The organism is Prevotella sp. HJM029, assembly GCF_000599605.1.
Lineage (GTDB): Bacteria > Bacteroidota > Bacteroidia > Bacteroidales > Bacteroidaceae > Prevotella.
Map to the genome: position 1 here is coordinate 75,996 of NZ_KK082661.1, position 13,600 is coordinate 89,595.

General features: G+C 41.3%; 9 protein-coding genes and 2 pseudogenes. 4 read left to right on the forward strand and 7 right to left on the reverse strand.

The genetic code is table 11. The annotated features are described in order from the left end of the window. A pseudogene (locus tag X919_RS15100) lies at nucleotides 1-1,361 on the reverse strand (VapE domain-containing protein); the annotation flags it as partial. 477 nt (nucleotides 1,362-1,838) lie between these two features. Between X919_RS15100 and X919_RS0107595 the strand changes: the two are divergent. Both X919_RS0107595 and X919_RS0107600 read left to right on the forward strand, forming a co-directional pair. Further along, the gene (locus X919_RS0107595; protein WP_004354617.1) at nucleotides 1,839-2,129 is read left to right on the forward strand and encodes a helix-turn-helix domain-containing protein; all 291 of its coding nucleotides are present in this window, start codon (nucleotides 1,839-1,841) and stop codon (nucleotides 2,127-2,129) included. Beyond that, nucleotides 2,126-2,428 carry a helix-turn-helix domain-containing protein gene (locus tag X919_RS0107600; RefSeq protein ID WP_028899598.1) on the forward strand — a complete coding sequence of 101 codons (303 nt, stop codon included), beginning with the start codon at nucleotides 2,126-2,128 and terminating at the stop codon, nucleotides 2,426-2,428. Before X919_RS0107595 ends, X919_RS0107600 begins: the two co-directional genes overlap by 4 nt. Before the next feature lie 235 nt (nucleotides 2,429-2,663). Here the strand turns inward: X919_RS0107600 and X919_RS0107605 are convergent, their stop codons facing one another. After that, the gene (locus X919_RS0107605) at nucleotides 2,664-6,866 is read right to left on the reverse strand and encodes an NACHT domain-containing protein (protein ID WP_028899599.1); all 4,203 of its coding nucleotides are present in this window, start codon (nucleotides 6,864-6,866) and stop codon (nucleotides 2,664-2,666) included. Between the two features lie 270 nt (nucleotides 6,867-7,136). Between X919_RS0107605 and X919_RS15110 the strand changes: the two are divergent. Both X919_RS15110 and X919_RS0107615 read left to right on the forward strand, forming a co-directional pair. Then, nucleotides 7,137-7,545 (forward strand): annotated as a pseudogene (locus X919_RS15110) (HU family DNA-binding protein). A 295-nt stretch (nucleotides 7,546-7,840) separates the two neighbouring features. After that, nucleotides 7,841-8,170, forward strand: coding sequence for a DMT family transporter (locus X919_RS0107615; protein ID WP_028899600.1), 330 nt, complete (start codon nucleotides 7,841-7,843; stop codon nucleotides 8,168-8,170). A gap of 288 nt (nucleotides 8,171-8,458) precedes the next feature. On the opposite strand, the gene X919_RS0107620 is transcribed toward X919_RS0107615, so the two are convergent. The 5 genes from X919_RS0107620 to X919_RS0107640 form a co-directional block, all read right to left on the reverse strand. After that, a complete protein-coding gene (locus X919_RS0107620) occupies nucleotides 8,459-8,917 on the reverse strand; it encodes a GNAT family N-acetyltransferase (RefSeq protein ID WP_028899601.1) in 459 nt (152 codons plus the stop codon). A 216-nt stretch (nucleotides 8,918-9,133) separates the two neighbouring features. After that, nucleotides 9,134-9,538: a hypothetical protein gene (locus X919_RS0107625; RefSeq protein ID WP_028899602.1), complete on the reverse strand. Its 405-nt coding sequence runs from the start codon at nucleotides 9,536-9,538 to the stop codon at nucleotides 9,134-9,136. Then, nucleotides 9,535-10,779, reverse strand: coding sequence for a site-specific integrase (locus X919_RS0107630; RefSeq protein ID WP_028899603.1), 1,245 nt, complete (start codon nucleotides 10,777-10,779; stop codon nucleotides 9,535-9,537). The genes X919_RS0107625 and X919_RS0107630 overlap by 4 nt, the downstream gene beginning before the upstream one ends. Nucleotides 10,780-10,791: 12 nt before the next feature. Continuing rightward, nucleotides 10,792-12,021 (reverse strand): site-specific integrase, encoded by a 1,230-nt coding sequence (locus X919_RS0107635; RefSeq protein WP_028899604.1) that lies wholly within the window; start codon nucleotides 12,019-12,021, stop codon nucleotides 10,792-10,794. A 295-nt stretch (nucleotides 12,022-12,316) separates the two neighbouring features. Then, nucleotides 12,317-13,597 (reverse strand): glycoside hydrolase 5 family protein, encoded by a 1,281-nt coding sequence (locus X919_RS0107640; RefSeq protein WP_028899605.1) that lies wholly within the window; start codon nucleotides 13,595-13,597, stop codon nucleotides 12,317-12,319. Between the last annotated feature and the right edge of the window lie 3 nt (nucleotides 13,598-13,600).

Sequence of the window (13,600 nt, forward strand, 5' to 3'; positions counted from 1 at the left end):
ACCACCGTTTCTTCGTTTGCTCACCTTTATGTATCCTGCTTTCTTCAAGGCTTCGCCCATCCGCTTGGCAACAAGTGGCTGGTGGGTATAAATACCCAAATAGGTGAGTATCTCCGTAGTGGTCATTAACGAATAACTTTCATCCTCCGTTGGCTTTTCAAAACAACACAACAAAAGTTCCATCTCTGCGGTTTGTACTTGAAAGTCTTCACTCTCCCTATATAGCTCGGCTATCTCATCATCATCAAACCAATAGCGAAAACCTGACTTTAACAGGGCTTTGGCTTCAGCATAGACATTGTCCATTGAAATACGCTTGGCTTTCTCTATGTCTATGGAAAGTACTTCAAAGGGCAGAAACCTTCTGCTGCCTGTCGGGTCTGTAAGAAAGTCATTGCCGTTCACTGATGCCACAAAGCTTGCCAAGTGGGGATGCTCCTCTACATATTTGTCATACGGCATACGGTACTTGACCATCGGACAGGTGATGAGGTTTTTCAGCTCATTCTCGTCCCGCTTATTAAGGGCTTTTAGCTGGTCGTCTATGTTTACGATAAGGTTCTGACCGATATAGGTGAGTGTGTCTTTCTCCTGCGGATTATTTTTCCTGTGTAACTGTAACCGTGCAGTGCTGGGGGACAGAGCAGGTCAAGGAACGTGGTCTTGAACTTTCCCTGCTCGCCTGTCAACACGAGGCAGGTATGGTTACGGCACTCGCGGTCGTCGATTGCGTTGGCGACCACCGCCACAAGCCATTTGGTAAGATACGGCAACCATTTGTTAGAATTACGGACAACAACGCAGCTTGCCAAATCGGGAATTGCTTTTGGTGAAAAGAAAGTAAGAACACTACTACCACTGTAACTACCACCATTGCTACAACCATCACCTATATCTATCAATGGCAACCCTTTTAAATACTCCTGCACAGGATTGATACGGGGAGAAAAGCTGCTTTCAATGATGGAATAAAGGTTCTCGGCAGAAGTCGCTATGTTTTTATCGCAATCAAGTTCCCTGCGAAGCGTATTGATTTCATAACGACCGACTTTTGTAAATATGCCGCCGTTCCTACTTCGGTATTCGGTTCTACCCAATACTGTATTGTATCTAAAATCGTAGTGTGTGGAGAGATAGTTTTCTATCTCTGCGTTCATGGATGAGCTACCCCTTCGATGAGGATTTCTCCTGCTGCCTGTATTGCCTGCATCTGCGTTCTTTTTCATTATTTCCTTGAATTAGTTTCCAAGAGTGAAGTTAGGGTGAGAATGCGTAACTTCCAAGCATTCAGAGCCTTCTTGCATAATGTTGCGCTCGTCTGCTGCAAAATTCTTAGGGAAACAGGCTGTCAAAAAGAGCATTTATCGTCTCATTAAGCAAAAAATGGACGACAGGAAAGAAAGGTTATCTGAAATACGGATGTTACTGTCTGCTTTCAGATGTACTCTTTTGCTTTGATTGTCTTATTAGCTTTATTTGTGTAGTGGCAAAAGTATAAATCTGTCTCTTTTGTCCTTGTCATAGTGCCACAAGCTGCCACGTGAATGAAAAGTGATGGAATAAGAAATATCCAATATTAATTTTGCATAAGACAAGCTGCGCTCGGCAAAGGATAAGTAAACTTTCCTCTGCACTCGCTTGGATTGTCTTTGCAATGAAAGAAAAAAGACGAGGCAGGAAAACGTAAATGTGAACCGATGAAACGGATTGCTCTTTTCCCAATTGTTCCCGATACTTCCCTGCTGTTCCCCACGGCTTTGAGAGGCGTACGTACACCATTACCTTTGCCAGCAGAAACAGGAAAGAACTGAAACAACAAACAATAACAATATAAAATTATGAACTATTACATCATTACGGAAACCAATTGGGCAAAGCTTCGAGATGAAATCTTAAGCCTTGCGGAATGCTGCCACAAGGCATTCGGAGAAAAGAGTAAGCATACGGACTGGTTGCACAACGGCGATGTGTGCCGACTGCTGAACATCAGCAAACGCACTTTGCAGCATTATCGTGATACGGGCGTACTGCCGTTTACGCAAATCGGACACAAGTGCTATTACAAGCGCGAGGATGTGGAAACACTTCTTCTTACGAAGTCGAACAAACCTAAAAACAGACAGATATGATGGAAACAGCAAGAGATTTGAACATGGAGACGGATGAGATGCAGCTGATCGTCTCGGCCTTGAGAGGTGTAGGCAAACGGATTGTGGAAGTAGCGGATACGCACAAGCCACTCTTTGCAGGCGAACTTTTCCTCACGGGTAAGGAAGTGTGTGAGCGGCTGTACATCAGTCCCCGTACCTTGCAGGACTACCGAGACAGGAAGATTATCCCTTACACGCAGTTTGCAGGAAAGATACTCTACAAGGCTTCGGACTTGAAAAGGATGCTGGAGGAGAATTACAAAGGAAACGTCATATAGCTTTAACGAAAAATGTGTTTCCGACACACTAAAAGGATACTTTTCATGTGTCGGGAACATCGTTTTTAAAGCTCAAATACGCATGTTTATAATTCACTGGCAATCAAAATCTTACATGGGGAGCTTTGTCTTATAAGAGAATTTCAATAAAGATATAGGGCTAACTCGTTAAGCAACTTTCTGATATGAGGGCAACTTAGTTAATGTCTTATACCTATAATCTCGTGCGGCATACTTACTCAATATTCTCTTCTTTTTTGATAATCTTATTATTTTCAGCAGCTTTCTTCAACCATTCCGATACATTGGGAATGCTGGCAAAAATATCTATTTTGGAGTTTCTTAAATACATATAATCTATACCATAATATAGCTCTTCCTTCTTATTTTTGGGTAACCAAATAAGATGGTGTTTGTGAAGCCAAAGTAAAACAGTATTAGTTTTCTTGATAATCAAGCTTTTAAACTTTGAATATTTCTTTTCTATATTTGAAGGCTCATAACATCTAAGTTTCTGATGTATAGCGCCTTTCTCATCCATATAAGCACAGCCACCATTCTGACTATGATTAGCATAACCTACCCCTCTTGAACGAATCATCCTCTCAGTTAGGATTGGCCAAAACATTATCTTTTCGTTAGCATTGAGATAATTAAGAAGATGGTCTTTGCGTACTAATAATGCGCTATGTCCACTTGAGAACATATAGTTGTCCAATACAACAATCTCATTTTTATCATTCACCCATACTCCAACATCATTAGAAAATTTCAATTGGAGCCCATTGAATAACCACTCATTAGGCAGAAGCAGATTGACAAAATCATCGGATGACACATCATCGTCATATGAGAGGGTGTACTGCAAATAAGCAGGTTCCATGATAATTTCATCGAAAATCTTATGTCCTACAGAGAATGGTATTCTTTTGTGGTTCTCAATACTTACAGCATTCTTATAAGCTGTCGACCAATAAAATTCACGAGTAAATACATTGTAAATCTCGTTATTCTCATGAAAGGAACGTCCTTCAATTCCTATATGGTATAAGTTGTCACGCACAGTACTCAAGGCCTCCTTATTGACAACATATGCCTGTATGAAAGTCCATAAATCTCTTATAAGAGCTTTATCGTCATCTGGTTCATGCACAAACTTGCTGTATGAAAATAAATTTACCCATTCAATTCCATCTTCATCAGTAATAAGAACATACTCCCTAATTCTTGGCATATTTTTCCACGTCTTCAACCATTTGAGATCATTTTTCGGTACCGATATATCAAAATCAGGAAGTTTATATTTGCTCTGATGATGTAATGACTTACGCCCAGGATATATTGTAGGGTCAATAGTTCTGGCTCTTCGTACAGGATCAGACCATTCATTACTCCAATCTTTATCAGGGTATTTGTCTAACATCCGAGCCATAATGCGATACATGGCTATCCACTGATATTTCTTTCCTATACGTTCAATTTTGCCATGAGATCGATTATGGCTATCGTTGTTCTTATCGAAGTGAACAAAAACATTAGGATCATATCCATACTCTTCAAATATCATATGTATGGCCCAATTCGACAACATCTCTACATTCTCCCCAAAGCCACCAAGATTAGATTGGAATACATATCTTCCAAAATCTCCATAACTTCTTACTCCATACTCTGGAGCCATAGACGATAATATTGAGTGCTGAACCATATATACGTCTCGTTCATTTTCTGGAACTGTTTTCCAATCTCTATCATACTTTGCAGTAATTTCATCGTTTGAAGGAATGGGAGGTAAGGTCCCGTCTGTAAAGGGAACTTTTATGTGTCCCTGTTCTATCCTTATATCCAAACCTCTACTAATACCAAACTCTACAATATTACAAGCATAGTCACGCACCAAAATGTGTTCAGGTACATGTTTCTTGACGAAGACGTTACTATATACCCACTGTGCAACTGTACAGCTATTTTTATCATCTTGCATTAGGAGTAACGCTCCATAGACAGCACACCACAAACGTTCTTGAATGTAAGGATCATTAACAAAATAGTATTTCTCTAGTAATGGCAGAAGAAGTTTTTTATGCTGAACTAAAATATTTACAATGGCATGTGTAGCACAATCTCTCAGTTCTCGCCAAGTAGTGGATAGTGTCCATACCAAAGTCTCAAGACATGCCTTAGCTATCTGATTATCTATTGATTTAAGAGTGTTGTTCGAAGCTTCACACCCCCATCGTGCCAAATCCAGAACTTTCCTGCCATGCGACCAAGGATCAGAAATTAAAACAGTCCATATAGCGTCTCGTTGCGCCATACTTAAATTCCATAACATATCATACAAGACAAATCCATTTGAGGCTACATCTGTTCTGTAAGGGCGAGATAATATAATTTCAAACATCAAACCGTATTTGTTTGCTTCCTTTATTTTGCATATCAATTCATCTCCTTTCATGGTGAAACTATCTCGCCACATTGCACTATCAATAAATGATTGATATGCCTCTTCTTTATCATTCTCCTCAACTAGTTCTATCAGTTCTTTATTTTTAATTGAGGGAACAAGAATTGCTAAAGCTTCAGAAAGATTTCCCAAGTTATATTTGAACCATTCTTTGGCTGGTGTATTTGAAATCAGATATTCTGCGATAAAATAATCGCCTATCCTTTCAAAGCCAAAATTTACATATGTGACACCACCGTCATAGACATCTGTTCTTAATAATCCCTCATCTATTAGCAATTCAAAGAATTCGTTGGGCGTCCTTGTATATTTAGCATCCTGTGCCAATCTTTCCATTACAACTTGATATTTAAGATGCCAACGACTACCAGTTGTAACCATTAATTCAGCTACCGAACGCAGTGCTTTAGTTACAAGATTTTGAGCTTTGTTATACTTAAATTTTATCGCTATTTCATGATTGGCATCATCACAATATTCTAGAATAGTTGTCCAGAAATTTGCAAACACCAATGGACGATGACTTTTTTCATGATTGCGACAATACTTGATTAAGAAAAGAGGATTAGAGAATTCTTCTCCATATACAGGCCAAGTTGGTTGGTCTATACCAAAAGATGAGAACATGTACTCACATGCTTCTCTCTCATGTCCTTTGAATCCATGATGCTGATATACTGCGTATTCAGAATTATGAGCAATATCATAAAACCAATTTTTACAATCTGATATACGAAAGCTTATAATAAGACGCAGATACTCACATGAGTATATACTTTGCAGAAAATCCAACAGAAATTTGTTCCATAACTCATCACCAGCTCCTTCGTTAATTGCATCAATAAATAACACTACAGGCTCCCCTATTCTCTTACCATAATTATCGAGTTCTTTTAGTAATTTTTCCTTTCTACATTTTATATCCAACAACTCGCGAATTTGGGAGAGAGGGTCTGATGATGCTGTAAAATGTTGCCCTAAAAGTAATATGGATGGTTCATGGGCACGTTTACGTTGAGTAACCATATCGCCTATAAGATGAGACTTTCCCGTACCAGCAACACCCGTAACTATAATTGTATGATGTTTCTTGAACTCAATCCAATTATTGGAAAGCACTTTCTGTAAGGCATGTCCATCTTCACGAATAAAATACCCTTTTGTTCGAATGTCATTTCTATTGTTACTTTCAGAATTGTAACAGAAATTGTTAAATATAGAGAGGAATCCATTTACTGATTCTCTTAATTCAATATAAGAAGTTGCTGTTCCACTTAAGCTGTCCATCTTTTTAACAAGATGCCTACATTGAGCTGAAATTTCAGAGCAAGAAGGTTCTTTGTCTGTACTTATTATAAATGATTTCAATGTATCTCTAAATTTCTCTATTTTCTCTTTTAGTAAAGGCTTGAACCTATCAGTAATGTGCAATGAAGCCAATGCGAAATCCATATCTTCAAATGGGAAGTTACGGTTCTCTGAATAACGCTTATCCAAATTCTTAATCTGCTTGATATTCTGTTCTTCAAACCACTTCTGCGTGGGAATGAAGTTTAACTCTTCATCTATCAAACGACATGCCTCAACTATTTTTTTCCACTCTTCAGGCTTTTTCTTATTAGACTGCCAAAGATACAGAAAATAAGCAATGGCAATTAGCACTGCTATTCCAAAACTCAACCATTCAGAGTTTTGGGACAGAACCCCCCAAAAAGTTATTTCCTTATCAGCGTAACGGAAAGAAATGTGAGCTCTCAGAAGTTGAGGTATAAGACCGGAAAGAGAAGCCTCTGTTGCCATAAAAGTGTAGAACACTTTACGCTCAGCACGCTTCTTCAGAAATCCTACAATTATATTAATCCATTCCTTCCAATTTGCCTTACGCACCTCCTTTATAATAAGAGTGAGTGAAGTAGTTTGTATAATACCCCATAAGAGTAAGGCCAGAAATATACTGAATATGATAATCATTGTGTTGTTTTGTTTATATTTTTAAAGTAGCATTCATTATCCTATGATAGTATGTCTGCTGCTTATAATTTTAATATTTTAAGCGCAAAGGTAGATATTTCTCTTCAGATATTAGCAACATTAATTAACTTTTCCTGTTTTGCTATTTTAAATGAGTTAAGTTAGAAAATTAACTCGTTTGATTGATGGTTAAAGAATTTGTGCCAATATTGCACATAGCAATGTTATTTGCACCTTTGTAGCATTACTAACCCTTTAATTCTAAGCGAGATGATAAAGTACGTAATTCAAGCGAAGAAGAATCCACTGAAAAAAAGAAGTGAAGTTTTATCCGCAGGCTGCACCGACCACGCCGGTAATGCTGGCACAAATCGTAAAGCGGATAGAGAAACGCTCCACCGTGTCGAGTGCTGACGTAAAGGCTGTGTTGGACGCCTTACAGTACAAAGTTATTGAGGCCTTAGAGAATGGCAACACCGTGAGACTGGGCGACATCGGTTCGTTCTGTCTCACCATCAAGGCGGAGGGTGCAGCAACGGCCGTCGAAGCCAAGACAAAAGGCGCAAAACTCATCAAGCAGGTGAATGTGCAGTTTACCAAGAGTACGGCAATACGTGATTCTTTCGACATCCGAAGTCTCGACTTCGCCCCGCAGGAAGACATTGTAAACGCAAAATAGCATGCTGGCAGTATCGTAATGCCTTAACGAAAAACGTGTTTCCAGCATACGAAAAGGATATTTTTCATGTGTCGGAAGCACCGTTTTCAAGGCTAAAAAACACACCTTTGCAACTCATTGATAATCAGTGTTTTACAGAGTAGCAAAATTATCCTATAAGACAATTTTGAACGGATGCGGAGGAATACAAAAACTCATAGACTTTTCGGCAATCTCAAATAAAAATTGTACCTTTGCAGACGAAAACGCAGATGGGTGACGGCGTACACTCGGCCCTTACTTTATTGTTTTTACTATGGCTTACTTATTTCTTACACTTGCCATTATTTTAGAAACAGCAGGAACGGTGTGCATAAAACTCTCTGATGGCTTCACAAAGCCGCTACCGGCAGTGGGGACCTGTCTTGCTTACATTGCTTGTTTCTATTTCCTCTCGTTGTCCTTGAAAACTATTCCGTTAGGAATTTCCTATGCAGTGTGGGCTGGGCTGGGAATTGTATTGGGTAATATTATTTCCGTTGTATTTTTCAGGCAAAAATTCGATTTTGCGGCAGGCATCGGCGTTACACTCATCGTTGCAGGAGTAGTCGTCCTCAATCTCTTTTCAGCGGCATCTGCGCATTGAGAAGAGGCGGCATGAGTATTTAGGAAAAAGTCGTGAGGTATAAAAGGACTTGCTCCGTATTAGTGGGGCAAGTTCTTTCTGTTTGAGGTGTCTTTACATCAATCTATCCAAACAGGTGAATTATGAGAGTTGTCGGACGGGATAAAAGACGCAAGGCGGACCGTATTGGTGGACAGAAAAACAGCACTTGGGTAGAGACGTATCTGCTTCAAGTACCGTTTTTTATCTTATAAATTAATTTACTGTTTCTTAAACTGTTTTGTTGTATTGAGTTAGATAAATTCGGATTTATCTGCATCTCTTCATAATGTATTTCAGCCTTGGACTCTCAATTACCTCATTGATTTCAAACCCAAGTTTCTCATAAATTCTCTTTGCTTTTTGGTTGAAATCAAAGACCGTTAGGGAAATACTTTTAATATTATCATCCTCAAGAATGAAATCTACAAATCTTTTTAGGGCCTCAGTCCCAAAGCCCAATCCTGTTTTTCGGGGATCTATTACAAATCTACCTATGTGTATGTTATCCTTGCCAATTCGTACTTCTTGTATCATTCCGATAAATTCCCCTTGGTTGAATATCGAAAACACATTTCCCAAGTCCTTTATTTTATCATAGTCCAGCGGGTAAGAAATTTCGGAACCTATCCATTGCTCCTGAAACTCTTTTCCTTGTTCATTGGACCATTCACATAAAAGCAAGGCATTGTCTTTATTTATTCCCTTTTCAATTCTAATATCCCTCATCTCGTTAAAAGTCTCGGTTATATTGCAAAGATATACAAATTGTTTGAAATATAAAACAAGCATCGCCTTGCTTTTCGTTGTAACTTTGCAAACTGTAGTTTGTTGTCGTAACAGCGATTTCTCCTTTCTGACTACACGCCAATCCTTTTTCTTTCACCGTATTGCCTTTCCTTGTAGTTATGTAGTAAGATAATATCGGTGAAAGAGAAAAGCATATCAATTGATACTGCCATTGCAGTGTAGGTATATCTGTTCTACCATAGGTGTTGGGTGTTGTAACTCTTGGCAGATGTAGTTCCTGAACAAATGTGCTTCCGTGCTGTCCAATTGATAGGACAAAGCGATAATGATTGAAAGCGGATAAAGCGGAGCATATCCTTTTAACTGTCCGTTCACGTAGACTTCCACCTCCCCTGCATTCCTTTCATTGGGACGTAGGGAAGGTTCTTTTAGTAGTTGCTGCAGACGATAATTGAGCTTTCGCCACGTTACACCGAAGAAACCAACGAGCTCGCTCTCTGTCATGGCTATATCGCCTTTGCCTTTGCGAGTGATTTGCATATTGTCGTTCCACTCGAAATAGCTGCGCTCTCTTTTTGTTTGATGGTGATTGACATTCATACGGCTTCCTCCTTTGTTTCTTCTTTTTGATGTTTCCTTATCAACCTGTCCATGTCCTCCGAAATCTTATTGTCCGTCACCTGTGCGTAGATTTGAGTACTGGATATAGAGGCGTGCCCCATCATCTTGGCAATGCTTTCGATGGGTATTCCTGCACTTAAACTCATCGTGCCGAACGTGTGCCTTGCCATGTGGTAGGACAACCGTTCCCTGATACCGCAAGCCTTGCCCACGATGCTCAGCTTTACGCTCATCACACTACGGCTGTAATTAGTTCGGAAGATAAAGCTGTTGTCTTTGTCTTTCACCGTTTGCCTTTCTTTATTCATTGGTTGTTCTTCCTTACATTGATTGATGATGGCCTCCGCTATCGGGTGCAGGGGCACAATAAACTCCACCTTTGTCTTCTGCCGTTCTTTTCGGATATATCTTTGTCCGCCTGCTGCCGTTAGGACGTGTTTCAATTGCAAATGTTCTATATCAGCAATAGCCAATCCCGTAAAACAAGAAAAGATAAACATCCGTCTTGCTTGTTCTGCCTCCTTATCAAGTACTCTCAGTGCCATAAGTTTAGATACTTCGCTCTTTTGCAAAAAGCGTATCTTCTGTTCCGCTTTCTCATACTTGGCATTCTCAAAGGGATTGCAACGGATGATTCTTTGACTGACCGCACGGTACATCAACCTACTCAACCAACAAAGGTAACGATTCATAGTCGCTGTTGCCAAGCCTCGTTTTTTCAGATAGAAACGGTATTCTTCAAACAAGTCTTCCGTTATTGCAGAGATGGTTATATCCATCATTCCCTTATCCTTTACAAACTCCGTAAGTAACTTGTCTGAATAGAGAAGATTCTGATAAGTGCTTTTTGCTCTTGATTTACCCACGCACTCTTTAACGGATTGCAGTTCTGTCTTGCTCATGGCAAGAAGTGTTGTCGGTGTGGTGGCTATTCCCTGCAAACGGTTTTTAAGCAGTTCCACACTTACCACTCCGTCCTTTATCAGAATATCCTGATAGGTCTTCTCTACAAGTTCCTTAAACTCGCCGATTCTTTGATTGGTCTTCTTGTCGGTTGTCATCCCTTGCCTACTGTTCCACTCGGAGGACTTGCACTGCTCGCCTGTGGTGATAGCAGTGCTCTTACCATCTATGGTGATACGGCAGAGAATAGCAGTCTTGCCGTCTGCTTTTATTTTCTGTCTGTTGATGTAAAACAATATCTTGAATGTACTTCTCATAAAAAATCTTGGTTAAATGGTTAAACTTAAATCTTCTGTGAAAGAAAGGAAACGGTTAAACTCCTCAAAGAGTTTCTGTGGTGTTACCTTTGCATAACGTTCGGTCATACTTACGTTCGTATGTCCGAGCATCTTGCTCACCGTTTCAATAGGAACGCCCTGTTCCAAGGTGATAAGCGTGGCAAAGGTATGCCTTGCAGTATGTGATGTAAATGGAAAAGAAATACCTGCCCGTAATCGCAAGGCTTTAAGACAGGACTGATAAGTGGGATATTTTATGAAAGGCAGTAGTGCTTCCCTTTCATCGCTGTGCATTTTCTCAATTAATCGAACTGCTTCCGGCAACAACTTGATACGACAAAGCACACCCGTCTTCTGTCGGTTGAACTTCAACCACAAACTGCCTGCATCATCATGGACAAGATGCTTTTTGCTTAGTTCCATCAAATCACAATAGGCTGCACCGGTATAACAGGCGAAGAGAAACACATCACAAGCAGTTCCCATTTCTTTTTCCAATTCATCAAAGCAGAGTGCCTTCAACTTGTCCAATGCTTCTTCGTCAAGAGCTTTAGGTGCTTTCTTGTCTCCCCGTTCTATATGGACTTTGTCAAACAGAAGCGTATCAGCCAGCCCCTCACGATAAGCCAGCCTGCAGACGGTCTTCAAATCCGCTGCAACTCTGAAGAATGTGCTTTGCTGATGACCGAGTTCACCGAGACAGAATGCTTGCAATTCATAGATAAAGCTTTCTGTCAGCTGCGAGAAAACCAAGTCCGAAACATGATACTTCCTCTGAATGAACTCTTGCAACCGTTTCCGAGTGGAATGATAGGCAGACACAGACTCTTCCTTGATGTCTATACCGATATGGCTTTCTTTCTCCTTGATGAGCATATCCAACCTTTCGATGAGCATACATCTTGCCTGTACGCTGCCTTGAAACTGTTCCTTTACATCAGTTGCATCAAATGGCTGTCCTTTGGCAATTAGCGACTGATAGGCAGATTGAATGGAAAGCAGCAGGTTCTCCAATCTCCCATTAATCTCCACCGCCTCGCGGCTCTTGCCGTCCATCCTGCTCTCACGTGAATTCCACAAGTCGGGGTTGCAGGAGAGTTTACAACTAAACTGGGCAATGGAACGCCCAATGGTAATACGTCCCATAATCGGGGCTTTACCTGATTTGCCTATACCGCTCTTTTTAAGGTAGAGCAACACTTTCATCTTTTCTTTTTCCATACGCTTTAATATTTGTGGGCAAAATTACCCGAATTAAAGCGTTCCTCACTTACGCAGAAAACTGCCGACCAAAGCAACAGCCACACGAGCTAAAATAATTCAGTTACCTATTTCTTCTCCATCGTTACCAACATCAAAACAAGGTAACACTCTGGTAACTGAACTTCTGCCTAAATCTGCATATTTCTGCCCTTTACAATAGAGCAGTATTATGCCAATTCGTGTATTCCCTCCTCATTATCAGTTAGTTTACATCAACTTCGATATTTCTTCATTTTCATTGATTAGTTACGCGCTAATTGGGTAGCTTTTTAATGATATTTTGTATGATATTGCAGGTCGACCTGTCGCTTAAGAACACCGAATAAAGGCCTTGAGGCTCTTGTGCTGGGTCGCCCATATAGGGGTCACCCGGCTGCCATTGCTCGTGTTTGGCTACGGCATCGCCACCCCAAGCCCAAAAGTTGCAGCCCGAGAAGCAACTGCCTTGTTTCGCCTTTTTGATGAAATCGTCGAACACAAAGGCATAATAGGCATCGCGGTTGCGCGTGGTTGTCTTGGGCGAGAAGGCATAACCGTCGCGCGGATAGCCAAACTCTTCAAGCACCATGGGCTTATGCAGCGCCTCGCTAATGGCTAAATGACGCGCAATGTAATCGTAGGTGTAAGTGATAGCGCGTCGCAAATGCACATCCAACGAGTCGCGATGCGCCCACCCCCAGTTGGCAGGCCAGATGTGAATGTTGGTATAATCCACGTTGGGGTCGCTGCAAATGCGCCGCCAACAGTCTATATCCATCTCGCAGCCCACCTCACCTTCTGAGCCAATCGAGATTAAATGGTTCTTGTCTAAGCTGCGAATGAGCCACGAAGCCCTGCGCAACCACGCCTCGAAGGCAGGCAAAGCCTCACGCGAAAAGGCACGTGGCTCGTTGCCAATTTGCCACGACATAATCGATGGTTCATCGCGATAACGACGGCCGGTGTAGCGATTTTTGCGCGTGAGAATGAAGCGCACGTAGTTGAAAAACAGTTGCTGTGCACGCTCGTTGGTGGCAAACTGTGCCGAATAGCGCACGTAGTTTTGATAGCCTACGACGGCCGGTTGCATGGCTTTTCCTGCCCCTGCCTGCTCCAAATAGTAGCCATAACCACCGCTCCACTCCCAAGAATTGTTGAGATAGAGCACGGCCAGCATGCCCCGACGCTCCATTTCTTGCAACAGATAGTCCAACCCGTCGAGCACACTGTCATTATAAACGCCGGGCGCACGTTGCAAAGTGGGGGTCACTTTAGCCGTAACGCCCTCCTCACCATCGCTCCCCACGAGCACGCGGAGGTTGTTAATGCCCATGCGTTTGAGCCGATCTAACTCAAGACCTAAGCGTCTTCGGTTGCCACCTTTGCCCGTAGAGCCCAAGATAGCACCATACCACAGGTTGGCTCCAACGAAATAATAGGGCTTATTGTGATGCCAAAGACGGCCATCTTTCACTTGCACAAAGGACGATTTTGAGGCAGCCGAACAGCCGAGAGCCAGCAAAAGGGCTGCGAAACAGGTGCGTAATCGTTTCATTTT

What these genes read in the sequence shown, in the direction of transcription:
- X919_RS0107600 (WP_028899598.1), top strand. Translation starts at nt 2,126, where the DNA reads ATGATGGAAACAGCAAGAGATTTGAACATGGAGACGGATGAGATGCAG.
- X919_RS0107640 (WP_028899605.1), bottom strand. Translation starts at nt 13,597, where the DNA reads ATGAAACGATTACGCACCTGTTTCGCAGCCCTTTTGCTGGCTCTCGGC.
- X919_RS0107605 (WP_028899599.1), bottom strand. Translation starts at nt 6,866, where the DNA reads ATGATTATCATATTCAGTATATTTCTGGCCTTACTCTTATGGGGTATT.
- X919_RS0107595 (WP_004354617.1), top strand. Translation starts at nt 1,839, where the DNA reads ATGAACTATTACATCATTACGGAAACCAATTGGGCAAAGCTTCGAGAT.
- X919_RS0107635 (WP_028899604.1), bottom strand. Translation starts at nt 12,021, where the DNA reads ATGGAAAAAGAAAAGATGAAAGTGTTGCTCTACCTTAAAAAGAGCGGT.
- X919_RS0107625 (WP_028899602.1), bottom strand. Translation starts at nt 9,538, where the DNA reads ATGAATGTCAATCACCATCAAACAAAAAGAGAGCGCAGCTATTTCGAG.
- X919_RS0107615 (WP_028899600.1), top strand. Translation starts at nt 7,841, where the DNA reads ATGGCTTACTTATTTCTTACACTTGCCATTATTTTAGAAACAGCAGGA.
- X919_RS0107620 (WP_028899601.1), bottom strand. Translation starts at nt 8,917, where the DNA reads ATGAGGGATATTAGAATTGAAAAGGGAATAAATAAAGACAATGCCTTG.
- X919_RS0107630 (WP_028899603.1), bottom strand. Translation starts at nt 10,779, where the DNA reads ATGAGAAGTACATTCAAGATATTGTTTTACATCAACAGACAGAAAATA.